Origin of the sequence: Congzhengia sp. (assembly GCF_037235575.1) — a bacterium.
Lineage (GTDB): Bacteria > Bacillota > Clostridia > UBA1381 > UBA9506 > Congzhengia > Congzhengia minquanensis.
In genome coordinates, this window is the sequence record NZ_JAXUNN010000006.1 from 54,279 (window position 1) to 78,329 (window position 24,051).

The window sequence follows — 24,051 nt, forward strand, 5'->3', positions numbered from 1 at the left end:
GCAATCACCCGGCTGGTTCATCATCTCGTTTTGTTTAAATATTCTTCCAGCGTTATGCCTTGATTGGTAATCTCCTTGGCCGCTTTTTTTCCCACATAACGGTAATGCCAGGGCTCGTATATAATGCCGGTGATGTCGCTTTTCCCGTTGGGATAGCGTAGGATAAACCCATATTTCCAGGAATTTTTCATCAGCCACTTTTGCACTTTTGTTTTTTCCTGGGAACTGTCTAAATTTTGGTTGTAAGCGTCGGTAACGTCCACCGCAAGGCCTAACTGATGCTCGCTGGTGCCGGGAACGGCAACCGATTTTGCTGCTTCTTTTCTTGCCGCATCTTCGGCATAGCCCTGTTTTTTCAGCCGTCTTACCTTGTCCTCAAAAAGCTGTGTCTGTTTCTCCTGGGTGCGGTATGCAGAACAAATTTTAGGGGACAGGCCTGCCTTTTCGCAGTCCTGCATCATTTTAAGCAAATCGGAATAGCAGCGCTCGTCAATGGAAAGTCCGTTGGGAAGCTGTTTCAACGTCACATCATAGCTGTCCGGCACCTTGTTCCAGGGATTTACCAAAATTAAATTCCAGTCGTCTTCTGCAGACACAGTGGTGGTGTTGGTGTTTAAAAAGGTGTTCACCGTGGCACCGATAGAGCCCATTTTCTCGCCCCAGAAATGGGATGCTGCGCCAAAAAACAGCGCCAGCAGCACCAAAACGGCCAAAAGTGCGCGAAACGGATGTCCGCCTGCTTGTCCTGTATTATGTTTTTGCTGTGTTTCTTTTGTATTTGTCATAGTTTTATCCTCCTGTTTTCTTTGGTGCTTCCATCATAACAGGCCGTTTCTTAAAAATGGCAATCAAATGGCATCAAAACAGCATACTTTCTTTTACATTGAAAGAACTGTTAAACATCATGTAATCACCCAGCGCAATAATAGGGACGGACACCGCAGCGCCGTCTTCATCTTCGTAGTTTACGGTAACAGTCAAAAGTCCATTTTTGTTATCCGCCGTTTTTGTGCTGATGCCTGTGAGTTTTAAGCCAAGATATTTGGCAAACAGCTCTGAAACGGTTTCAATTTGTCCGTTTGCCGGAGTTACCGACTCAGCCGAATCCACTGCCGTGCGCTGCGCAACATAGCCGGTAAAAGAAACCATTTTCCCGCTGTTATCATCCATGATAAAGCTCAGGCCGATGCTGGGATCCTCCTCGCTGTAAAGCACGCACTGCCACAGCACCGCCGTTGCTGAACCGTCGGAAGCAACGGCCAGAAACGGAATGGTTTGAAAGCTGTCATAGCCGTTTTCCGGTAAGGAAACTGCGCTGCCGGAAGCCAAAAACTCTGCTGCGTCTGTCGCTGCACGGTAAACGTCATCTTCGGTCAGTACCTTGCCGGATTCTAAATCCACCCGGGTATATTTGCCCGAAATGAGGCGGATAACGTCTGGCAGCAGAACGGGCGGCGCCAGCTGCGGATTTGTAATTTTATAAAAGTCAGCCAAATCGCCGGCGTTTTGGTCTTCCACCGTGGCGGTAATGCCGGGAAAGGACAGACCAAAAACAACGGCCAAAACAGACACCAAACCGAACAGCCAGTTTTTGTGTTTCATGAACTGCGGCCTCCTTTCAGCTCCACCGTTACCGTGGTTCCCTCGCCAGGTTTGCTGGCAAACCGAATTGTGCCGCCGTGAAGCTCGGCAATTTTGGCACATAAAGCAAGACCTAAACCAACGCCGCCCTGCTTTCTGGAACGGGACTTGTCAACGCGGTAAAACGCTTCCGTGATGTGGGCCAGGGCTTCCGGCGGAATTCCTTTGCCGTTGTCTGCCACCGCAATGCGGCAGCCGTCGGAGAGCATAGCAACCTCAATGCGGATGCTGCCTTCGCCCTCCATGGCTTTTTTTGCGTTATCCAAAAGATTTAACAAAAGCGAGGAAAACAAGTCCGGCTCTAAAAGGCACGTGCCCTCCTGGCAGCTGCAATTTAAGGCAACGCCTTCTTTTTGATAAATCGGTTTTAAAGAGGCAACGGTTTCCCGCACAATTTTTGCCGGCGAAAGGGAAGTCTTCACAAGGTTTTTCTTGTCTGTTACAAACAGGTCCAGCAGTTTAAACGAAAGACTTTCTAACCGTTTCCCTTCAGAAAATATATAGTTTGCGGCCTCCGCCTGCTCCTCTGCCGACAGGGTTTGCCCCCGCAGCAGGTCGGCGTAGCCAATAATAGACGTCATGGGCGTTTTCATTTCGTGGGCAAAGCTGCCGATAAACCTGTCCTGCCGTTCCATTGCGTCTTTTAAATCGTGCACGCTTTGTTCCACCTGCTCGGCCATTGCGTCAAAGTCTGAGGAGAGAGAGCCAACCTCGTCGTTTGTGAAGATTTCAGACCGGAAAGACAAATTTCCTGACGCAATTTCCTTCGACGCTTTGGACAACACGGAAAGGGGGCGGGTGAGCATATACGACATGCTGTAGGCTAAAACTGCGCACAGTAAAATCATAACGAAAAAGATGCGGTAATAGGTTGCCAAGTTCCGCGCCCGTGTGATGTAGATGGAGGAGATGTCGTAGGCCACGGTTAAATAAAGCTTGTCCGCACCGGCCGAAGTCTGTCCCGAAAGCTGCAGATATCGCTTATTCTGCGCGTCTTTAAAATTTGTTACCAGGCAGTGATCACCGGTGAGCCGCTCAGAAACGTCGGAAAAATATGTGGTGACGCTGCCCTGCTCGTAGAGGGTTTCCGTTTCAGACGACAAGTTAAGCCCCGCCCAGGAAAATAACCCCTGGGAGGTCATTTGCTTGAGCGTTTTGGGAATGGTTACACTGTCTGCCTGGGTGTTGGTGCCGTTTACAATTTGCAGTGCCCCCAGCATAAGCTGGTAGGACTTTAAGGCAGTTTCCTTCTCCTGATTTAAGGAGGTTTGAAACGACACGTTAATCAGCGCGCCGCCGCCAATGCCAATGAGAAACGACAAAAGGCAAATCATGCAAAGAGTTATTTTGAATCGGAATTTCATTTTGGTACCTCAAGTCTGTAGCCCACTTTGTTCACGGCTTTCAGTTCCTTTTGCAGGCTGGCCTTTTTTCGCAGCCGCTGCACATGCAGGTCAACGGTTTTGCTGCCAAATTCAAACTCGCCGCCCCACACCCGCTCATAAATGGTTTCCCGGTAAAGGGCTGTGTTTGGGTTGCGGATGAACAGCAGCAAAAGGTCATATTCTTTTCTGGTCAGCGGAATTTCGGTGTTCCCCCGGCGAACGCTCATGGAGCGCATATCTACGGTGAGACCTAAAATAGATATGGTGTCGTCGGTTTTTTGGTAACGGCGGAGCACAACATCAATCCGGGCTAAAAGCTCTAACACCTCAAAGGGTTTTACAATGTAGTCCTCCGCGCCCATGCGCAGGCCCTTCACCCGGTCTTCCACCGCGCTTTTTGCGGTGATGAATATTACCGGAATTCCTAAGGGGCGGATATATTCTAATAGCTCAAAGCCGTCTGCTTTGGGCAGCATAACGTCTAACAAAACAAGGTCATAGGCGGTTTCGTCAATTTTATCGGCGGCAGCCTCCCCGTCGAACACACAGTCGCAGAAATATCCCGCCTTTTTCAAGCTGAGCTTAATTAAATTGGAAATTGGCTGTTCGTCTTCGACGACCAGAATTTTAATCAAGACTGTCACTCCCTTTTTTATTACATTACATCATTTAAGCATCAAAACGGCATATTTTACACTGGGTTTGTAACGCAACCGTTTTCCGTTTCATAGGATACTATTAGCGATTGAAAAGAGGGGGAGCGCAGTGCATATATTTTTTTCAGGTTTTGAAGCGGTTGTTTTGGCTTTGGTTCTGTCGTTAGATGCGTTTGTTGTCAGCTTTGCATATGGTGCGGACAAAATTAAAATTCCCGCGGTGTCCGTGTTGATTATTAATGTTCTATGCAGCTTTATTTTGGGCGTATCCATGCTGGCGGGGGAATTTTTTAAACAGCTCATTCCGCAGTGGCTGGAAATTGCCATTTCCTTCACCATTTTATTTCTTTTGGGGCTTGCCACGCTTTTTGACAGTGTTACAAAAGCTATGATACGAAAGCACAATTCCATAAAAAAGCAAATTCATTTTAACATGTTTCAGTTCCGGTGCGTTTTAAGCATTTATGCCGATCCAGACAAGGCAGACAGCGACAGGTCGAAAACCATTTCGCCGGGAGAAGCGGCCTCGCTGGCCGCGGCGCTGTCATTAGACGGGGCGGCGGTGGGCTTTGGCGCGGCCTTAGGCAGCATAAGCCCCTGGGCGGTGGTTGCCTGCTCGCTGGTTACCAACGCGCTGGCAGTTATGCTTGGCTGGTTTTTTGGAAACAAAGCGGCCCAGAAAATACCCTTTAACCTGTCCTGGGTCAGCGGCGCCATTTTAATTATGCTGGCAATTTCGAAACTGTTTTAAGTTATATTATATCATAAAGCTTACAAAGCAAGATTCCTGCGTATATTATACCACAATTGATACATAAAAGAAAGGTAAAACAAAAAGGAAATAGTTGCCAGACACAAATAAACGCCCGAAAGGGCGTTTATTTGTTTTGGAAAAGCGTTACCTCGTCTACTTTGCCCCGCGGCGTAAAACCGGCTTTTAAATAGGCGCGGTTTGAACAGGGGTTGGACAAGTCGGCATACAGAATGGGTGTTTTTTTTCTGCTTATAATATCGCGGCTTAGCTGTGCGGCCAGAGCTGTGGCAAGGCCGCTCCCGCGATAGTTCGGCCTGGTGTAAACGCCGCTGATGGAAACATGGGTTTCGGTTTCTCTGGTGGTTCGCGCCATTGCCGCCACCGTTTCACCGTCTTTGATGATGAAAACACACGAATTTTGCACAAATTTTTTTGCGTTTTCCACGCAGTCGGCGGGCAAAACAGCTTTGCCATGGCAGGCAAATTCGAATGCTGCCATACATTCTGCAATTTGGTTTACGTCGCCGGATGAAGCTGTTTCAATGGAAAAAGAAACATTTTTTGGAAAAATAGGATGTTTATTTTCATAACTTTCCATGTGAATGCGCGTTTCACAAAACGTTTTGTGTTTGCGTAAGGGCTGCACAAGCATATCCGCAATTTCCGGCCGGGCGACAAACCGGAACGAAGTGCTGTTTTGAAACGTTTCATAAAAATAATCTGTGAGCAGCGCCGCCGATTCTGCGCTTAAGTCCGCCGCCGTCCAAATCCAAACAGGCGCCTCCGGCGACGCCATACCAAGGATAAAATCCGTTTCGTCGCTTACCAAAAGCAATGGGTTTTGTTTGATGCATTCCATCAATTGAAACGGAACAATATCCTGCAAATATCTGCAATCGAGAAAAATTGGGTGTGATTGGCTGATGTTTACGAGCATGGCTGACTCCTCCTTAAAAATTAAGAATATAACAAAAATTCAAAAAAGTCAACAGCGCAAAAAGAACGCGCACTGTGCCGAATAAAATTTATGCGCGGGCAAATACTAAAAGAAAATGCATGAAATGCGTTTTATGAGGAGTTGAAATTTATGGATTATAAAGCATTGGCAAAATCAATTTTACATGACATCGGCGGTGAGGAAAACGTTGTATCTTTTACACACTGCGCTACGCGCCTAAGGTTTAACTTAAAAGACGACAACAAGGTGGACAAAAAGCACTTAGACGCCACAAAAGGCGTTATGGGCGTTGTGAACAAGGGCGGCCAGTTTCAGGTGGTCATTGGCAGCGACGTGCCCAACGTTTACCGCGAGCTGAACATGATGGGCAGCTTTGGCGGCACAGAGGGAGAAAAAAACGAAACGGACGACAGGAACGTTTTTGTCCGAATTTTAGACACCATTGCGGGCATTTTTACGCCCATTATCCCCGCCATTACCGGCGCGGGTATTTTAAAGGCGTTTATGGCGCTGCTGGTGGCCTTTGGGTGGATTGACAACACCTCTCAGACCTACAGCATTTTAGCCGTGTTTTCCGACGCGGCGTTTTATTTTCTGCCGTTTTTAATTGCATATTCTGCGGCGCGCAAGTTTAATTGCAACGCCGTTATGGCAATGTCTATTGCAGGAATTTTGCTCCATCCGAATTTTGTAACTATGTTAAATAAGGTAAAAGAAACGGGGGACGCATTAAAGTTTATTGGAATACCTGTAACGCCGGCCACCTATTCGTCGTCGGTCATACCCATTATTTTGGCGATTTGGCTCATGTCATACATTGAGCCCATTGCGGACAAAATTTCGCCCAAACCGGTGAAGTTTTTTACAAAACCACTGATTACCCTGGTGGTAACAGGGGCAATTTCCATCACGGTTTTAGGGCCTCTGGGAACGATAATTGGTAACGGAATTGCCGCGGGAATTTCGTTCTTAAACAACTATGCAAGCTGGCTTGTTCCGCTGATTATCGGCGCGGTTTCACCGCTTTTGGTTATGACAGGCACGCATTACGGACTCATTCCCATCGGTATTAACAACATTGCCACAGCCGGATTCGACACCATTGTAGGCCCGGGTATGCTGGGTTCGAACATTGCCCAGGGCGGCGCGGCCTTTGCCGTGGCGCTGAGAACAAAAAGCAAAATCATGCGGCAGGAGGCATACTCCTCCGGCATTACGGCGGTTTGCGGAATTACAGAGCCTGCCCTTTACGGTGTGAATTTAAAACTGAAAAAACCGCTGATAGCGGCAATTATCGGCGGTGCGGCTTCCGGTCTTTATCTTGGAATTACAGGCGTTGGGCGCTACACCTCCGGTTCTCCTGGTCTATTGGCACTGCCGGGCTATATTGGAACAGAAGGCTTCACAAACATTACAAACGCCGTAATCGGAAGTGCAATTGCCTTGGTGGTGTCCTTTGTTGCGGCGTTGATTTTGGGCTTTGACGACGTAAAAGACGGTGAACTGGCAACCGCAGACGGCGGGAAACAACAATTTGGCGATATGCAGGCCGCAGGCGGCGAAGAAAAAAGCGCCGGAACCGAAATCCTCTGCGCTCCGGTGAAGGGTAAAATCATACCTATTGAAGAGGTGAAAGACGAAACCTTTGCCGAAAAGGTGCTGGGCGACGGCGCGGCGGTGCTGCCTGACACAGGGCTGGTGGTTTCACCGGCCGACGCAACGGTGGAAACAGTGTTCGGAACGAACCACGCGGTGAATCTGGTAACCGACGGCGGAGCGGAGCTTTTAATTCACATTGGAATTGACACCGTGAAGCTGAAAGGACGGCACTTTAAACCCATGGTAAAAGACGGCGAAAAGGTAAAACTGGGTCAGCCCTTAATTGAGTTTGACCTTGACAAAATTAAAGAAGAGGGCTACGATGTTACCACGTCGGTGGTGGTAACCAACTCCGGCGATTATGCCGCAATTGACAAAGAAAGCGGCGAAGCTGTGGAGAAAAAGCCGTTTTTAACGCTGACGGGAGGGAACGAATAGTTTATGAAAAGCAAATTCCCAAAGGATTTTTTGTGGGGCGGGGCAGTTGCCGCAAACCAGTGCGAAGGGGCCTATAACGAGGACGGAAAAGGCCTTTCCGTTCAGGACGTTTTGCCCCGGGGAATCCGGGGACAGCGGACAGACGTGCCAACGGAAGACAACTTGAAGCTAAAAGCAATTGATTTTTACCACCGTTATAAAGAAGACATTGCGCTGTTTGCCGAAATGGGGTTTAAGGTGTTTCGAACGTCGATTGCCTGGAGCAGAATTTTTCCCAACGGCGACGACGAGGAGCCCAACGAAAAAGGGCTTGCATTTTATGACGATTTGTTTGACGAGTGTTTAAAGCATGGAATTCAGCCGCTGGTTACGCTCTCTCACTATGAAATGCCGCTGGCGCTGGGGAAAAAATATAACGGCTGGATGGACCGGCGCACCATTTCGTTTTTTGAGCGGTTTGCCAAAACGGTGTTCGAGCGGTATCAAAACAAGGTAAAATATTGGCTTACGTTTAACGAAATTAACGCCATTTTAAAAGCGCCTTTTATGTGCGGCGCAATTATGACCGATAAAGAAAAACTCACAGAATCGCAGCTTTACACCGCCATGCATCACCAGCTTGTGGCCAGCGCGTCGGTGACGAAGCTGTGCCACGAAATCATTCCAGACGCCATGATAGGCTGCATGATTTTGGGCGTTACGGTGTATCCGCTTACGCCGTCGCCGGACGATGTAATCAAAACCATGCTCCGTGACCGGGAAACCTATCAGTTTGCCCACATTCATGCCCGGGGGGAATATCCCAGTTATCTGCTTCGGTATTTTGAGAAAAATAATATTGGGGTGGACATCACCGACGAAGACAAAGAAATTTTGAAAAACACCGTTGATTTTATTTCCTTCAGCTACTATTCCAGCATTTGCGAAAGCGCAAATGAATCTGCAAAAATGACCGGAGGAAATTTAAGCAAGGGGTTTATTAACCCCTATTTAAAGTCCACGGACTGGGGCTGGCAAATTGACCCTAAGGGCCTGCGGTACACGCTGACAAAGCTTTACGACCTGTATTCTTTGCCGTTGTTTATTGTGGAAAACGGCCTGGGGGCAGAGGATGTTTTAACAACCGGGGAAAATGGGGAGAAAACCGTAAACGACGACTACCGGATTGCATATTTAAACGACCATCTTGTTGAGGTGGAAAAGGCTATTGACGACGGAATTCCCGTAATGGGATATACCTCCTGGGGGTGCATCGACATTGTCAGCGCCTCTACGGCAGAAATGAAAAAGCGGTACGGCTATATTTATGTTGACCGGGACAACGACGGAAAAGGAAACCTGGAGCGGTATAAAAAGAAGTCGTTTTATTGGTATAAAAATGTAATTGAAACAAACGGAGAATCGCTTAAGCGGTAAGGAATAGCCAAACACTGATAAAAACCCGGCATTTATGTGAAAGTGCCGGGCTTTTTTGCGCTTTGCTCTGTCAAATTGTTAATATCTATAAAAAAATGTCTATTAAAGTAAAATTTTAAGACGGACAATTAACTCCTTACTTTTTATTTGTGCTTCCTTTCATCATTCTATAACAAAAAACATAAGATTATTCATCTATCTCAACAACCAACTTTTTAAAAAGCTCAACTTGTTCCTCAGTAGGCTTGAAGTCGGGATGCGAACAACAAGGAATGGATGGTTCTCTTCCATCGCTTGAATAAAATGGTGATAATGTATCATTTTCATATAATTTTACATCTTCAGGATTATCAAAATCAGGAATTTGATACGGCTTACCGCCTTCAAGCATAGAACGATTTGCTAAAATTGCAACAGACGACATTGCAATAGCAGATTTTAGGTTAAAAGGATGCTCCGGCTGGCGATTTTCGTTTATACATTCAATAAACATTCTCGCTGTAATGAAATCAGCTCCGCCATGGCCGGTTTTTTCTATCAAATCCTCGTCCTTATCATTCCATTGTGCGTCATAAAGATTGATTTCATCTTTGCCCTCAGGTTTTGTCCAATCATTATATCGAAGCATTATTTTGTTATCCATACCTCGCAGATTTTCCACCTGTCCCTCAGTTCCGCAAATACGATATGCATTATGATGACCGCCAAATGCCGCACATCCTGTGATTCTGAAGATTGAGCCATCATCATTTTGTGTAGTAATAATTGCTGCTTTGTCACCACTGTAAGAAGCAGTAGCTACATCCCCCTCGGTTGGAGCATATGCCGCAAATGCGGTTACAACCTGAGGGGTTGCTCCCGTTGCACACATAATGGGACCTAATGAATGCGTTATATAATATGTTCTCGGCAAAAAATTTCGCCAATGCTTTTCAAAGTAATTATAATCTTTTTTGAATTTAGTATCCTGAGGATTTCCCGGATGATTATATTCTCCCTCGGCATATAATATTTTGCCGAGAGTTCCGCTTTTACATACCTTTTGCATCTCTCGATTGAAAATCATCTGTGGATAATTTTCGGCAAGAAAATATATTGAATTTGTATTTTTAAATGCCTGGGCAAGCTGTACACCTTCCGCCATTGTACCATTGCTGATACATTCAGAGAACACATGAATTCCTTTTTCAAAACACTTTATAGCATAAGATGCATGCTCATGGAAATAGTTTGCCAAGATAACTGCATCTATACCCGAATTTAAAAATTCATCAAAATCGGAATAAAACGGAATATCTCCCAAGCTATCCTTTCCGTATTTAATTCTGTCGCTGTTTTTTTCACAGGCAGCAACAATTTCACAATTTAACAACATAAAAGACTTGACAAGGTCTACTCCGCGTATATTTGTTCCAAATACTCCTATTTTAATTTTTCTCATAATTAAACCTCCTGTTACTTAATTAAAAATAAACACATTAAACCTATAAACGAAATCAATACCGATAACATTTCGCATTTAGATACCTTCTTGCCAGTAAATAAACAAATCAGCGTTGAAATAATCATAACACCGCCTGTTACCATAGGATATTGAACCGAAGCATCCACAAAAAGAAGAGCTGCAACTAAAATATAGTTTGCTAATCTGTTTGCAATTCCGCTTCCCAAGCATGCAAAAACCACCTTCGAATTAGTTTTTGGAAGTTTTTCCTTCCTCGAAATAATAAAGAGCATAATAGCAGAAAGTGCAATTGAGCAAACAGATGTAAGAATTGAATATCCTGCTGGGCTTGTCTTGGTATAATCCGCCGCGGTGAAAATCTTTGTTAGAACGCCTGACATACCATTTAAAACAAAAACTCCCAAATAGTATTTTGTTCCTTTTTTGCTCTCACCCTTTTGTAATGTAAACAAAATAGCTATTAAAATGCAGACAAAGCATAATCCCTTTGATAATGTCATAGCCTCATTATAGAATATTATACCAATAGCAAACGGAAGTGCCATACCGCCAAGCATTGAAAACACAGAATATACCGAAAGATTTATTTTATCCAACGCTTTAAAAGAACATATTGTAAATAACAGTCCATTTACTGCTGCTATCATTGCTATTATAAATGTAAAGGGCGAAAATTCAAAAGAAAATTTGTTTATAATTAAAAGTGCGAGAAATCCGGCTATTCCGCTGTAAAAAGAAAATTCGAAGCTCGCCTTAAATGAACTGCCCTTTTGTTCCCTGTATATATCCTTAAACCAAAAGCACCCTGAAAAAATCAATGTCGAGAGCATTATAAGTCCATAATACATACTCTCACCCCCTTCCTGCGAAACGTGAAATGATTATATCATAAAAAAACACTGCAATAAATAGAAATTTTCTATATTTACATATAAAATAGTTTGATAATGTATTGAAAAATGCTTTTTTATGTGTTAATATGTGTCAGGGAGGGTGATATATATGAGTAAGAACATATGCAAATTTTCGGAATTTATTTCTCTTAATAGGCTAACTGTTTCCAATTTTGTACATGAAACAAATAAAAATGTTTATTCAAAGGAGTCTGTACTTGCTCAGAACAGGGCAATTCTGATTTCAACCGGACGAGGAGAAATTCACTTTTCAGGAAAAGTCTGTCCGTATACATCAGGAAATCTTATATTCGGCTTTAAGGGTGAAACGATGAAATGTGTGTCACAAGCGGATTCCGAATATATGTATTTAGATTTTGACGGTTTGCGTTGTGAAGAGCTTTTTCATCGTTTAAATATCAATCATTATTCAAGATGTTTTCAAAATTTTGAAAGTGTTGTCCCCCTTTGGTTCGAGAGTCTTGCCAGAGCGAAAAAAGAAACAATCGACCTGGTTAGTGAAAGCATGCTTCTGTATGCTCTTTCAAAAATTATAAGCAAACCTGATAAAAACAACTGTATATTAGAGCAGATATTTGAGCTGACCGATAAATCCTTTACCGACTCCAAACTTTCCATAGAATATATTTCTAAAGAATTATCATATAATTCAAAATATCTGTCACATTTATTTAAAAATAAAGTTGGAATGGGCTATAATGAGTATCTTCGGAATATGCGTATTAAATTTGCGATTTCTCTCTTTGACAGCGGTCTTGATAGCATAAAAAATGTAGCAGCTCTGTCGGGATATAATGATGCTTTGTATTTTTCATCTGTGTTCAAAAAGGTTGTTGGTATGACGCCAACACAATATTTAAATAAAAAAGACTGCTGACTTTTCTCTAATGGTAACACCTATCTCATATGCCTTTTCCCCAAGTTCAAGTAGTAAATCAATAGTAAATTCAAGTTTCATATTTGCCAAATGCCCCGTTTTCAAGTGATATTGTGAATTATCGTTTATTATCAAACAAAAAATTGCATATTAGAATTTTTTACAAAGATCAACAATTGACACATTATCAAAATCATGTTAAGATTAAATTAAAACAATAACTTGTGTGGTAAAGGAGAAGAAACATGAAAAAACATACGCGTAAAATGTTAAAAGTTTGTTCCTGTTTTGTAATACTCATAGTGTTAACATACTCCTGTTTGGCGGTTTATTCTGCTTTTGCCATGACAGAGGAACAGATTTTGGGCTATGGTTATCAAATTGTTCCAACCGGAGTTGGAAATCAAAACAGTTATTCCAGCGGTTCATCAGATTACAGCAGCTCATCAGGCTACGGTGGTTCATCAGATTATGGAAGTTCTTCAGGCAGATACAACAGTTCTTACACCGGATACGGCCATACATACAGCGGAAGCAGCAGCTCCTTTGGTTTTGTTGAGGGCGTCATTGTAATCGTCTTTATTATAATCGTGATTGTCTCAATTTACAGCGGCGTGAAAAAAGGTCAGGCGCAAACGAGACAAACAACATATGCCCCGCCGCAGCCAAAACCAAATCCGTTTATAAAGCCCGCTGTCAGCCCGGAAGCAGAAATTCGGCGCACAGACCCCAATTTTTCAGAAGAAGCCTTTCTGGCCTGGGCAAACGAGGTGTTTATTACGCTAAACGTCGCCTGGACGAAACAAGACTGGAAGATGATTCGCCCCTTTGAATCGGAAGAGCTTTTCCGGGAACATTCTATGCAATTGGACGAATATATCCGCAACGGCACGGTAAATTATCTGGAACGCGTTGCTGTGAAAGACAGCTTTATTGATCGCTATTATGTTGACCAAAATAAAGAATATATTGTGGTTAAAATGCGTACAAATATGATTGATTATGTAAAAGAAACCGAAACAGGCCGCATTTTAGCCGGCAGCACAACGCAGCTGTGGGAAATGGTTCATACGCTTACATTTATGCGCACAGCCGGCGTACAAACCGTAGAACATCCCGAAACACTTCATGTTACCAATTGCCCCAACTGCGGCGCGCCTACGGAAATTACCTCGGCCGGAGAATGCCCCTATTGTAAATCGGTTATTACGTCCGGAACATTTAACTGGGTACTTTGCAAATTCATCGGAGAAAATCTTTAATTTAGAAAGGAAGAATGATTATGGGACTGATAAAAGCCTTTACCGGCGCATTTCGTTCAGAACTGGCAGACCAGTGGAAAGAATACTTTATCTGTGAAAGCATGACCGGCAGCACATTAATGCAGCTCGGAAAAAAACGCATAAATGATACCAATTATCAATCCAGCAATACCAAAGGCAGCGAACACATTATTACCAAAGGCAGCTTGCTGGTGGTGAACGAAGGCCAGGCTATGATTGTAACGGAACAGGGTAAAATTATCGACTTTACCTGTGAGGCCGGGGCATATACCTTCGACAGCGGCACCGAACCTTCCATGCTCACCGGAACGTTCTCTGAAGGTTTAAAAGAGTCTTTCCGCAATTTGGGCAAACGGTTCACTTTCGGAGGCGACACCGGAAACGACCAGCGCGTATATTATATCAACACAAAAGAAATCCTGGGCAACAAATATGGTTCCGCACAGCCTATGCCCTATAACGACCCATACTATAAAACCGTGCTGTATATCCGCTATTTCGGCATGTTTACGTTTCAAATTACCGACCCGCTGGTGTTTTATCACAGCATCGCCGGAAATGTCAGTGACTCTTATGACAGCGACCAGCTTTTAGAGCAGTGCCGAGGCGAATTTTTAACTGCTCTTGACACCTCTATTAATCAGCTGTCTATGAAAGGCGTTAAATTCAGCGAAATCCCTTCACATCAAATGGAACTGGCTGATAGTATGAATAATGTTTTGGACAACACCTGGAAACGGCTGCGCGGTCTGGAAGTAACAGCGGTTAGTATAGAAAAAATTACACCCGACGATAAGTCGCGTTCCAGAATTGAAGATTTTGACAACGCTGTAATGCTGGGTACCAACCAGAGCGCCATGCAGGGCCGTATGACTGCGGCACAGGCGGCCATGTTCGAAAACATGGGAAAACAGCCCGGCGGCGCCGACAGCGGCAGTATAATGAATGCCATGGTTGGCATGATGGGAATGAACATGATGCAAAACATGACAAATGGTCAGACGGGAACCCCTGCCCAAAACCAGTCTGCCGCGCCTGCACCTGCGACAGCCGCTGTATGGGTATGCAAATGCGGAACTGCCAACAGCGGAAAATTCTGTATGGAGTGTGGAGCCAAACGTCCGTTTTATCAATGCGATAAATGTGGCTGGAAACCGGAAAATCCAAGTAATCCGCCGAAGTTCTGTCCTGAATGCGGCGACCCCATAAACGATGACGATTTAAAATAAATAAAAAGTAAACCACCGTTATAAAATGCACCTTCAAAACTGTCTTACTTTTGGAGGTGCATTTTATTGTACTCTAAAAACCAGGAGTTATGCGCGTAATTTACAGAATGCAACAAAAAAATGAGTGCCGTTCAGAACTTGCGCAAAACCCGGCACCTTATTATCCGTTTCGTCATAGGCAAACGAAAGAATCTGGTTCTCTTCTAATCCTGTGCCTTTTTTCCCTCGTACATCTGTTTGTCGGCAGCTGCAACCAGCAGATTCAAAGTTTGTGCATCCTCCGGATAGGACGCGCTGCCTACGCTAAAGCCCTTAAAGGGAATTCCATCGCAGTCGCGCATATTAAACTGTCCTACTTTTTGACAAATTAAGTGGTCATGCTTCCCGTTGATATGAAGGAAAACAAATTCGTCTCCTGAAATTCTGTAAACAGTTCCGAAAGATGAAAAACCGGCGGAGAAGCTGTCAGAAAATTGCTTTAAATACAGATCGCCCTTAACATGGCCATAGTCGTCATTTATAGATTTAAAATTATCTAAATCTATAAAAAAGAGCGTAAATGGAATGTGGCTGTCAATCAAAGCCTGGGCTTCTTCAAAAAAAGCCGTCCGATTTTTCAAACCGGTTAGAGCATCAAGCCTGAGCGCAATCCCAAATTCCAAAGCATTTTGGTTCTCGCGGCGAAAGGAATAAAAAATCTGATATGTCATAAGCGCATTTGCGGCGGATGCACACAGTGATAATATTTTTGTAATTTTTGCGCCGAAAGAAGGCATATCGAAAATCATCGTATAATTTAGCAGGATGGCAAATAAACACCAGGATACTCCAAGCCAAAGTAAAAGCTTTTTCGTCTTTTGGTCTGCGTTTTTTAAAATATACAAAAATTTTTGGGTGACGAACTTAGAAAACGGCCGTATTGTAAGCACGTACAGCCCTGTCTGTACCGCCAGTAAAGAAATCTTATAACTCCATTGGGGAAAAAGGCTTGAAACTTGGGCGGACAAAACAAAAATCAGCATAGTATAAATCCAGCAGGAGCACATAATAGAAACGCTGTAACTGACGGGCTGACGGTACAAAAATGTCAGCGGCACCAGATATACTACGCCTAATACCATAAAAGCCCCGCTGCCCAATATATTCAATTTACCAAGAAGCAAGCCAAATGTACTGAAGACCAAAACCGTAAAAATACCCATTACCAATATGACTGCAAAAGTGGAAACCCTTTTTGCAGAGCATTTATGAAACGTGTACATATTCACGCAGAGCATCTCTAACATGGCAAGCACAAAAAAAATATTTTCCACGGCCAGTCACCCATCCTGTCAAAACTGCTTTTTTCTTAATTATACTATATTTTATGATTGGATTCAAGTTAAATTTTAAAACTCAGTCCTGCGAAAAACAGTTATGCCATACTGTTTACTGGCTGACAGCTGTCTGGTGATATACAAGATAAGAAATGGTAAGAAAAGTGAAACCTTAATTTTTATAAAAATACGGCGAGCCTTATGGCTCGCCGTAACGTGGTGCGAGTGTTCTTACAGAACCTAATCAGAAATGCAGTAAAATCAAGGGTTTTGACAGTCGATAAACAGTATTAAACTATAAAAAGTGAACATCATTACTCTGAAATATCACGAAGATTGAAAATCGTGATATTTTTCTATTTTAAAGCGAAGAATGTTTTGCGGTTATATCCCAAAAAAACATTGATATTTCTAAAGAGATGCGGTATAATATTAAATAGGAGGTGTTTACCATGATTAACCGACCAATTTATATTAATAAGATAATGTCCTATGCGGATACTCCGTTTGTAAAAATCCTGACCGGAATACGTCGTTGCGGCAAATCGACCATTTTGAAGCTACTGATGGATGAGATGAAAAAACGTGGTATCCGTGACGAACAGGTTTTACACTACAGTTTTGATTCTTTGGAATATGAGGACATTAAGACAGCAAAGGCTCTGTTTGCCCACTTGAAACAGCATTTGTTTTCGCAGGGTAAGACCTACCTTTTCCTCGATGAGATTCAGGAAGTAAAGTCATGGGAAAAAGTTGTAAACTCTCTCATGACGGACTATGATGTGGACATTTATGTGACCGGCTCAAATTCCCGGATGATGTCCTCTGAGATATCCACCTACCTGACCGGCCGTTATATTTCATTCCGCGTCTATCCTTTGTCCTTTTCTGAATATATGATTTTCCGAAAGGAATACACGGAAGTTCTGGATTCTCACACAGAGCTTGCAAATTATGTGCGGCTTGGTGGGTTCCCCGCGGTTCATCTGCAAAAATATACGCCGGATGAGGTCTATACCATCGTTAAGGACATTTATAATTCCACGATCTTCACAGACATTGTCAGACGCAATCAAATCCGCAAGGTGGATCAGCTCGAGCGTATTGTAAAGTTCGCCTTTGACAATGTGGGACGGACTTTTTCCGCCGCTTCTATTTCCAAGTATCTGAAAAGCGAAAACCGAGCGATTGATAATGAAACGGTCTATAACTATCTCAGCAAGCTGGAAAGCGCCTATATCCTCCACCGTTGCTCCCGCTTTGACGTACAGGGTAAAGAAATCCTGAAAACGCAGGAAAAATTCTATCTGGCGGATACGGCGCTGCGTTACAGTGTGTTGGGATATTCGTCGGACAGCGTGGCCGCTATGCTGGAGAATGTCATTTATCTGGAATTGCTGCGCCGCGGATATAAAGTGTACGTTGGAAAGCTGGACAATGCGGAGATCGATTTCGTTGCTACCAGGCAGGAAAATAAGCTGTACATTCAAGTAGCTCAGGAGATCGGCTCTCCTGAAACAGAGAAACGTGAATACGGCAGACTGCTCGATATTCGAGATAACTACCCCAAATATGTATTGCGCACAGACGCATTCGCTGGGGGCAATCATGAGGGAATTAAGACCATGCACATTGCGGATTTTCTGCTGAGTGCTGAGTATTAAAAAGGAAAGGATGTGTTAGTGGTGGCAGAAAGAAAATATCAATTTGAACGGCTAACGCCAACCGACAATATTGATTTAGATGTATATGAAGATGCAATTAATTACGTATTTGAAAACCCTGATGTAAAAAATGTTGCAATCTCGGGTGCTTATAGTGCCGGAAAAAGCAGCGTTTTAGCGTCATACAAGAAAAAGCATGGTGACTTACGCTTTCTGCACATTTCGCTTGCACATTTCAAGTCGCCTGATCAAGATGAGGAAGCAGAAGTAAAAGAATCTGTCTTAGAGGGGAAAATACTCAACCAATTAATACACCAAATTCCAGCTGATAAAATTCCACAGACAAATTTTAGAGTGAAGAAAAAGGTTGGTTCTAAAAGTATTGTAAAAAACACTGCGATAATTGTTGTGGCGTTAATCACTACGTTATATCTTGCTTTCTTCAATTTGTGGAATAGCTATGTTTCAGCGTTACCAAATAATTGGTTGAAATCATTACTAGCGTTGTCCACCAATCCATATGCTCCGTTGGTAGGTGGTCTTGTTCTCGCATTGACACTATGCGTTTTTATATTTTGTTTGATTAAAATTCAAAAGAACAAAAATGTCTTCCGTAAGCTCAGTTTACAAGGTAATGAAATTGAGATATTTGAAGAAAGCGACGATTCGTATTTTGATAAATATCTCAATGAAGTCTTGTATCTCTTTGAAAATGCGGAGGCGGATGTTATTGTATTTGAGGATATGGATCGCTTTAATGCAAATAGAATTTTTGAACGCCTCCGTGAAGTGAATACCCTTGTTAATATCCAACATCAAAAAGAAGAAAAAAAGTCACTCCGGTTTTTCTATTTATTGCGCGATGATATATTTATTTCCAAGGACAGAACCAAATTTTTTGATTATATTATTCCTGTCATACCGGTTGTTGATAGTTCAAACTCTTATGACCAATTTATATCCCACTTCAAAAAGAGTGGGCTCTTTGAGAAATTTGAAGAGAGCTTTTTACAGGGGTTATCGCTCTATATTGATGATATGCGCCTCTTAAAAAACATATATAATGAATTTTTGATTTATTACAATAGACTCAATACAACGGAACTTGATTACAATAAGATGCTTGCCATTATTGCCTATAAAAATCTGTTTCCGAGAGATTTTAGCGATCTCCAGTTAAATCAAGGATTCGTATTTACGCTCTTTGATAAAAAAGATAGTTTTATTAAAGACAAAATTGAAAAGCTAAGGCAGCAAATTATTGAGAAAAAGCAAGAAATTGAGTTGGTGAAAAGTGAGCACCTGTATAGCATTAAGGAGTTAGATACCATTTATGATGGGAAAAAGCCTGTTGATTATTATGGGCGAAAACAAGAGCTTAACGATCCAGATAAAGCAGAGTATTTGAAACGTAGGAATGCAATAGATATTAGGTCACAAAATAAACTCCCGGAAGTTGAGGATGAATTATCATTTCTTGAGCATGAACTGGCTTTGACAGAAAGCAAGCAATTACACGAAATCATCACAAGGGATAACATCAATTTTATATTCAGCATAACAAACACAAACGAAATCGGGCAGATAACTTCTTTTAACGAAATTAAGGGAAGTGAATATTTCGATCTTCTGAAGTACCTTATCCGTAACGGATATATAGATGAAACCTATGCTGACTATATGACTTATTTTTACGAAAACAGCCTTAGCCGTATTGACAAGACTTTCCTGCGTAGCATTACAGATAAAAAGGCAAAGGGATATACATATCAATTAAAAAATCCCAGCTTAGTGGTTTCCAGGCTTAGGTTAGTGGATTTCGACCAAGAGGAAGTCCTCAATTTTGATTTGCTCACATATTTGTTGCAATCCCTATCTCCTGTTGAGTATCTTGAAAGATTTATCAATCAGCTTAAAGAAACAAAAAACTTTAAATTTATCGGTGCGTTTTTCGATGCCACATCTGAATTGCCTGCCTATATTAAATATTTGAATTCTCAATGGCCAGAAATGTTTATGATGGTACTTGAAACAAATGCTTTATCCGATAAGCAAATACGTGAATATTCTATTAGTACGCTTTACTATTCAGACGATGATATCATACAGATAATGAATAAGGATGGCTGTTTAAGCCGTTATATTTCCGGTGCGCCTGATTACCTTTCAATAAACAAACCAAATATAGAACAACTCATTCATGGGCTAAATTTGCTCGAAGTACGCTTCTCCAAGTTTGAGTATGAAAGCTCAAACAAAGCATTGTTTCGTGCTGTATATCAGAGTTCTTTGTATGAGCTCAATTTTGAAAATCTGAAACTTATGTTGCGGCAGATATTTGGAATTGAAAATGAGGATGATATCTCTCATAAAAACTACACTCAAATCTTAACACAACCCGATTCTCCTCTGACGCAATATGTGGACGAGAATATTAATGAATACTTAGACGTTATTCTGCAAGCAAGTGGTGGTGCAATTTCTGATGATGAGAGTATTGCTCTTAATATTCTAAATAATACAGATGTTTCTACCGAGCAAAAACACGCCTATATTGAAGCATTACAAATTACCATCGTGTCTATAAAGACGGTTAATGATACTTCATTGTGGGCCCTGTTGCTAAATACCGGCATTGCTATGTATTCAGAGGAAAACATCATGGAGTATTTTTGTGCAACAAAATCTTTGGATGAAAGTTTAATAGACTTCGTCAATAATTTTCCATCCGCTTTAGATTTTACAGAAGCCGTCACTGTTTATGGGAATGAAAAAGCGGAGGGGTTATTTGATGCGGTTGTTGTATGTAGTTTGCTTGAAAATCAGAAATACAGACAGATATTAGTTTCACTCGGCTTCACGTATGAGGATTTTGGCGTTCCAAATATCTCCGACGACAAGCTTGTTATTTTAATTAATGAGAATATTGTTAAAATGAACCCAGAAACTTTAGGGTTTATCCGTGAAAACTATTCAAATCAAGTTTCCTGTTTTATACAGAAACACATAGGTGAATATATTGAGATAATGACCACCGACCTCTTTTCAATTGAAGAATTGACGGAAATATTATCTTGGGACATTGCCGATGAACTTAAAATTGGATTGCTTGAATTTACAAACGAGAAGATTTCAATAATAGGAAAGAATTATACTCCTGCCGTTTGCACGTACATATTAAGCAATAACTTTTTGATAGATGATTTGGGCGAATTATTCTCTTCGTTTGACAAGTGGGATAATTCAATTCAAAGCATAATAGTTACATTTTCCATAGAGTATGTAACAGATATAATTAATAACCCCAAAGAGATTTCAGAAAGCTTGAAGGAAAAGCTAATGCAATCCGAAGCTTTAAGCAGAGATACAAAAATTGAACTACTTATAGCAATGTTACCTAATATGAAAGAGGATGCTATCAAAGAAAAGCTTATTTTACTGGATTTGTCTGATTATATAAAACTTTTTGAAATACGTAGTAGACCAAAATTCAAGATTAATACTACAAATGAAAATTTATTAACCGCATTCAAAGAAAGTAACTGGATTGATAATTATGAAGAAGATACTGAAAAAGGGGGATATTACAAAGTAATAAGAAAAAAACCGGCAAAGTCATTACCAAAAGAACTCCTTTAATTTCATGCCCATGGATTTCATGTAACCGATTACTTCATAAGATATTGAGTAAACAAAAAAATCCTGTTACTCACAAGTCGTTTGCGAGTGTTCTTACAGGACTTACCATTTGAAAACCCAGTAAAATCAGGGCAAAAAGAAACCGAAACAGTCAAATCCTACTGTTTCGGTATGGTGCGGATGACAGGACTTGAACCTGCACGGGAGTACCACTAGATCCTAATGCTTGATACACCTCGGTGAAGAAATAAAATTCTTCATCGGAGGTGTATTTTTATGAAACTATATACTGAAAACTTTACGATTATTTTAAATAAACACATCACGAATACGGACATTGACACATACGAATTCCGGGTACTTTGTTACCTCTTAATGCTTTCGGATGATGAGGGCGTATGCTTCCCGTCATACAACACGATTGCAGAAAAAATCGGCATAGGCGAAACCAAAGTCAAGAGTGCGATTAAGCGTCTGATTGAACTCGGAATTATCAATAAAACCAATCGCACAAAAGAAGACGGCAGTGCCGGTTCCAATCTCTATGTAGTGTGTGAAAAGACCACCATGCAGGTCGCAGAAAAACCTGATGTAGTCGTAGAAAGTACTACACCTCGTGTGCCGGACGACTCGCCTGTCGGTTGTGAAAAGCCCAAGGGTGGTGTGCAAGACGACCACAATAAATATATAAATAATAATACTAAATATTTTATAAATAATCATCTATCATCAATAGAGGATGTGATGGATAGAGCGGAAACATATGAACTTAGCGGAGAACTTAAAAAGAATTTTGAGTCTGCGATTGAGATTATGTATAACTCAAAATACATTAAAGTTGGTGGTTGTGAAATTCCTCAAGATGAGGTTAGAAACAGGCTTGAAAATATCAGTTATGAGCATATAGTTTATGTCTGTAACAATATGCCGAGAGAGGTTACACCAAACGGAATTGCGCTAAAAGTTTACAAAATGGTACCGTACATAGTGACCGCTCTGTATAACTCTCTGCGTTATACGGCAGAGGAAATTAAGGAAATAGAATACGGGGATTTTTACAATTCAACCTGAAAAGTGAAAAAATAAGAAAGAAGCGGGATAAAGCTTGGTGCGCTATTCGCCCCAAGCAAGCCTACATCGCCGTGCAAAGCCCGTCGGAGAGGTTGCAAAGTGCATCTCATAGTGCTGTTTTGGTGCTATAAAGCAGTTTTTCGCACGGTTGAGCCTTGAAATTGGTGCGTTGACGGTGCTATTGGTATTTTAACATTTTTTACGAAAGAAAGGAGATTTTATGAGCAAAGTTATTTTTAAATCGCCGTATGCCTCCACAGGCAAAAAAGTCGGCGGCAGGTATGTAAATTACATCGCAAAGCGTGACAGAGTTGACAAAAGCATCAACACTAAAAAAGTTGAAATAAACCTAAACTATATTGCAACAAGACCTCGTGTTGAGAAGGTTGGAGAGCATGGTTTATTCGGTCAAGATGACAATGTAAATCTCAAAAAAGTCGTGAATGATATACGAAATCATAACGGAATTGTGTGGATGCCTATCATATCTTTGAAACGAGAGGACGCGGATAGACTTGGGTATAATAACGCAGATGCATGGCGAAATTTAATTCGTTCCAAGCAGTTTGAAATCGCAGAAGCATACAATATTCCGTCAAAGGATTTGGTATGGTATGGAGCCTTCCACGACGAAGGTCATCCCCCTCATATACATATGATTGTGTATAACAAGAACCCCGGCAGTGAATATCTCTCAAAGAAAAGTTGCAATGACATAAGAGCTATGCTCACAAAAACCATTTTCAAAGATGACCTCAAACAAATTTATGGTGAAAAGCAAACGCTTCAAGATAAGATTATTGAGGAAGTGAAAGAGAAAATTAACAATTTTCAAATAGATATTGGCGGAGCGAGTGATGAATTTCTTGAAGCGTTCAATGAACTAAAATTCTCTATGAACGGCTACACAGGAAAGAAAAATTATCAATTCATATCTCGGGAGCAGAAAGAAAAAGTTAATGCGGTTGTGAAAATTGTTTGTAAGGACGAAAACCTACAAGAGTTATATAGGCAATGGTGTCGATTGCAACTTGCAAATCAAAGATATTATCGCAAGAACCCTGAGGAAAGTTTTGATGCGTTGGAGAAGAATAAAAACTTTGAAAGGCGTCTGCAAAACGCCGTGTTGAAATCCGTATTGAGGGACAATAGGAACGAACATATTTACACAAACAAGGCTGATATTTCTCACATATATAACGATATAATATTCAGCCTTTGTAAAATGTTTGAGCAGTCGATGCAGTACGAAATTGAGGAAGGTTTTACGAAATCCATTGTGGACTCAAAGGAAAAAATTAAGGAATATAAGCGAAATCACGGCATGGGACTGTCTATGTAAAATACAGAAAGGATGTGAAAAATTATGAAACGAGAAAAGATGACATTTAATGTTAATCCCGAAACAAGAGTAGCGATTAAAAATTATGTAAAACTGCTCGGATTTAAAAGCGAGAGTGATTTTTGCAATAAAGCTGTAAATGAATATCTTACTAAACTAAATTGCGAGGAAAACGGCGATTACATAAATAAGATTTTGGTTCAGGCGGTGGACTCAACTATCGGCATACACGCAGACCGAATATCCGATATGCTATTCAAGCTTGCGGTCAGTATTGAGAAACAAAATCTCATAAACTCCGGTGAGTATAGCGATTATTACGAGGAGTACATCGAAGAACTCGCAAGAGAGAATGTGCAGAAAAGGCATGGGCGGTTGTGAATGAAAAATATAAAATTTTCAGA

19 protein-coding genes are annotated in these 24,051 nt (G+C 41.6%); 11 read left to right on the forward strand and 8 right to left on the reverse strand.

Annotated elements, in window-relative coordinates; translation table 11 throughout:
* Positions 1-20 precede the first annotated feature (20 nt).
* The 4 genes from WIG73_RS00645 to WIG73_RS00660 all read right to left on the reverse strand — a co-directional run bounded on the left by WIG73_RS00645 (position 21) and on the right by WIG73_RS00660 (position 3,661).
* Positions 21-785: a M15 family metallopeptidase gene (locus tag WIG73_RS00645; RefSeq protein ID WP_337398844.1), complete on the reverse strand. Its 765-nt coding sequence runs from the start codon at positions 783-785 to the stop codon at positions 21-23.
* A 73-nt stretch (positions 786-858) separates the two neighbouring features.
* A complete protein-coding gene (locus WIG73_RS00650; protein ID WP_337398846.1) occupies positions 859-1,602 on the reverse strand; it encodes a hypothetical protein in 744 nt (247 codons plus the stop codon).
* The gene (locus tag WIG73_RS00655; protein WP_337398848.1) at positions 1,599-3,005 is read right to left on the reverse strand and encodes an ATP-binding protein; all 1,407 of its coding nucleotides are present in this window, start codon (positions 3,003-3,005) and stop codon (positions 1,599-1,601) included. The genes WIG73_RS00650 and WIG73_RS00655 overlap by 4 nt, the downstream gene beginning before the upstream one ends.
* Positions 3,002-3,661, reverse strand: a complete 660-nt coding sequence (locus WIG73_RS00660) for a response regulator transcription factor (RefSeq protein WP_177679702.1) — start codon at positions 3,659-3,661, stop codon at positions 3,002-3,004. The genes WIG73_RS00655 and WIG73_RS00660 overlap by 4 nt, the downstream gene beginning before the upstream one ends.
* 130 nt (positions 3,662-3,791) lie before the next feature.
* Here WIG73_RS00660 and ytaF point away from each other — a divergent pair, with 130 nt between their 5' ends.
* Positions 3,792-4,433: a sporulation membrane protein YtaF gene (gene ytaF, locus WIG73_RS00665; protein ID WP_177679700.1), complete on the forward strand. Its 642-nt coding sequence runs from the start codon at positions 3,792-3,794 to the stop codon at positions 4,431-4,433.
* Between the two features lie 127 nt (positions 4,434-4,560).
* On the opposite strand, the gene WIG73_RS00670 is transcribed toward ytaF, so the two are convergent.
* A complete protein-coding gene (locus tag WIG73_RS00670) occupies positions 4,561-5,373 on the reverse strand; it encodes a GNAT family N-acetyltransferase (RefSeq protein WP_337398852.1) in 813 nt (270 codons plus the stop codon).
* A gap of 150 nt (positions 5,374-5,523) precedes the next feature.
* Between WIG73_RS00670 and WIG73_RS00675 the strand changes: the two genes are divergently transcribed.
* Both WIG73_RS00675 and WIG73_RS00680 read left to right on the forward strand, forming a co-directional pair.
* Positions 5,524-7,431 carry a beta-glucoside-specific PTS transporter subunit IIABC gene (locus tag WIG73_RS00675; RefSeq protein WP_249311232.1) on the forward strand — a complete coding sequence of 636 codons (1,908 nt, stop codon included), beginning with the start codon at positions 5,524-5,526 and terminating at the stop codon, positions 7,429-7,431.
* Between the two features lie 3 nt (positions 7,432-7,434).
* Positions 7,435-8,847 (forward strand): glycoside hydrolase family 1 protein, encoded by a 1,413-nt coding sequence (locus WIG73_RS00680; RefSeq protein WP_337398855.1) that lies wholly within the window; start codon positions 7,435-7,437, stop codon positions 8,845-8,847.
* Between the two features lie 187 nt (positions 8,848-9,034).
* Here WIG73_RS00680 and WIG73_RS00685 read toward each other — a convergent pair whose 3' ends face one another.
* Both WIG73_RS00685 and WIG73_RS00690 read right to left on the reverse strand, forming a co-directional pair.
* Complete coding sequence (locus WIG73_RS00685) at positions 9,035-10,288, reverse strand: Gfo/Idh/MocA family oxidoreductase (protein WP_337398857.1); 1,254 nt, start codon at positions 10,286-10,288, stop codon at positions 9,035-9,037.
* 14 nt (positions 10,289-10,302) lie between these two features.
* Positions 10,303-11,160, reverse strand: coding sequence for a hypothetical protein (locus WIG73_RS00690; RefSeq protein ID WP_249311229.1), 858 nt, complete (start codon positions 11,158-11,160; stop codon positions 10,303-10,305).
* A gap of 154 nt (positions 11,161-11,314) precedes the next feature.
* On the opposite strand from WIG73_RS00690, the gene WIG73_RS00695 reads away from it, so the two are divergent.
* From WIG73_RS00695 to WIG73_RS00705, 3 genes are all read left to right on the forward strand, one after another.
* Positions 11,315-12,103, forward strand: coding sequence for a helix-turn-helix transcriptional regulator (locus WIG73_RS00695; RefSeq protein ID WP_337398860.1), 789 nt, complete (start codon positions 11,315-11,317; stop codon positions 12,101-12,103).
* 245 nt (positions 12,104-12,348) lie between these two features.
* Complete coding sequence (locus WIG73_RS00700) at positions 12,349-13,365, forward strand: Tim44-like domain-containing protein (protein WP_337398862.1); 1,017 nt, start codon at positions 12,349-12,351, stop codon at positions 13,363-13,365.
* A gap of 20 nt (positions 13,366-13,385) precedes the next feature.
* A complete protein-coding gene (locus WIG73_RS00705) occupies positions 13,386-14,615 on the forward strand; it encodes an SPFH domain-containing protein (RefSeq protein WP_337398863.1) in 1,230 nt (409 codons plus the stop codon).
* A 203-nt stretch (positions 14,616-14,818) separates the two neighbouring features.
* Here WIG73_RS00705 and WIG73_RS00710 read toward each other — a convergent pair whose 3' ends face one another.
* Positions 14,819-15,928: a GGDEF domain-containing protein gene (locus WIG73_RS00710; RefSeq protein WP_337398864.1), complete on the reverse strand. Its 1,110-nt coding sequence runs from the start codon at positions 15,926-15,928 to the stop codon at positions 14,819-14,821.
* A 455-nt stretch (positions 15,929-16,383) separates the two neighbouring features.
* Here WIG73_RS00710 and WIG73_RS00715 point away from each other — a divergent pair, with 455 nt between their 5' ends.
* The 5 genes from WIG73_RS00715 to WIG73_RS00735 all read left to right on the forward strand — a co-directional run bounded on the left by WIG73_RS00715 (position 16,384) and on the right by WIG73_RS00735 (position 24,028).
* Positions 16,384-17,595 (forward strand): ATP-binding protein, encoded by a 1,212-nt coding sequence (locus WIG73_RS00715; protein WP_337398865.1) that lies wholly within the window; start codon positions 16,384-16,386, stop codon positions 17,593-17,595.
* A 21-nt stretch (positions 17,596-17,616) separates the two neighbouring features.
* Complete coding sequence (locus WIG73_RS00720) at positions 17,617-21,234, forward strand: hypothetical protein (RefSeq protein ID WP_337398866.1); 3,618 nt, start codon at positions 17,617-17,619, stop codon at positions 21,232-21,234.
* A gap of 276 nt (positions 21,235-21,510) precedes the next feature.
* A complete protein-coding gene (locus tag WIG73_RS00725) occupies positions 21,511-22,305 on the forward strand; it encodes a helix-turn-helix domain-containing protein (RefSeq protein WP_337398867.1) in 795 nt (264 codons plus the stop codon).
* Between the two features lie 220 nt (positions 22,306-22,525).
* Positions 22,526-23,647: a MobP3 family relaxase gene (mobP3, locus tag WIG73_RS00730; protein WP_337398869.1), complete on the forward strand. Its 1,122-nt coding sequence runs from the start codon at positions 22,526-22,528 to the stop codon at positions 23,645-23,647.
* Between the two features lie 24 nt (positions 23,648-23,671).
* Positions 23,672-24,028 carry a hypothetical protein gene (locus WIG73_RS00735; RefSeq protein ID WP_337398870.1) on the forward strand — a complete coding sequence of 119 codons (357 nt, stop codon included), beginning with the start codon at positions 23,672-23,674 and terminating at the stop codon, positions 24,026-24,028.
* The last annotated feature ends 23 nt before the right edge of the window (positions 24,029-24,051 follow it).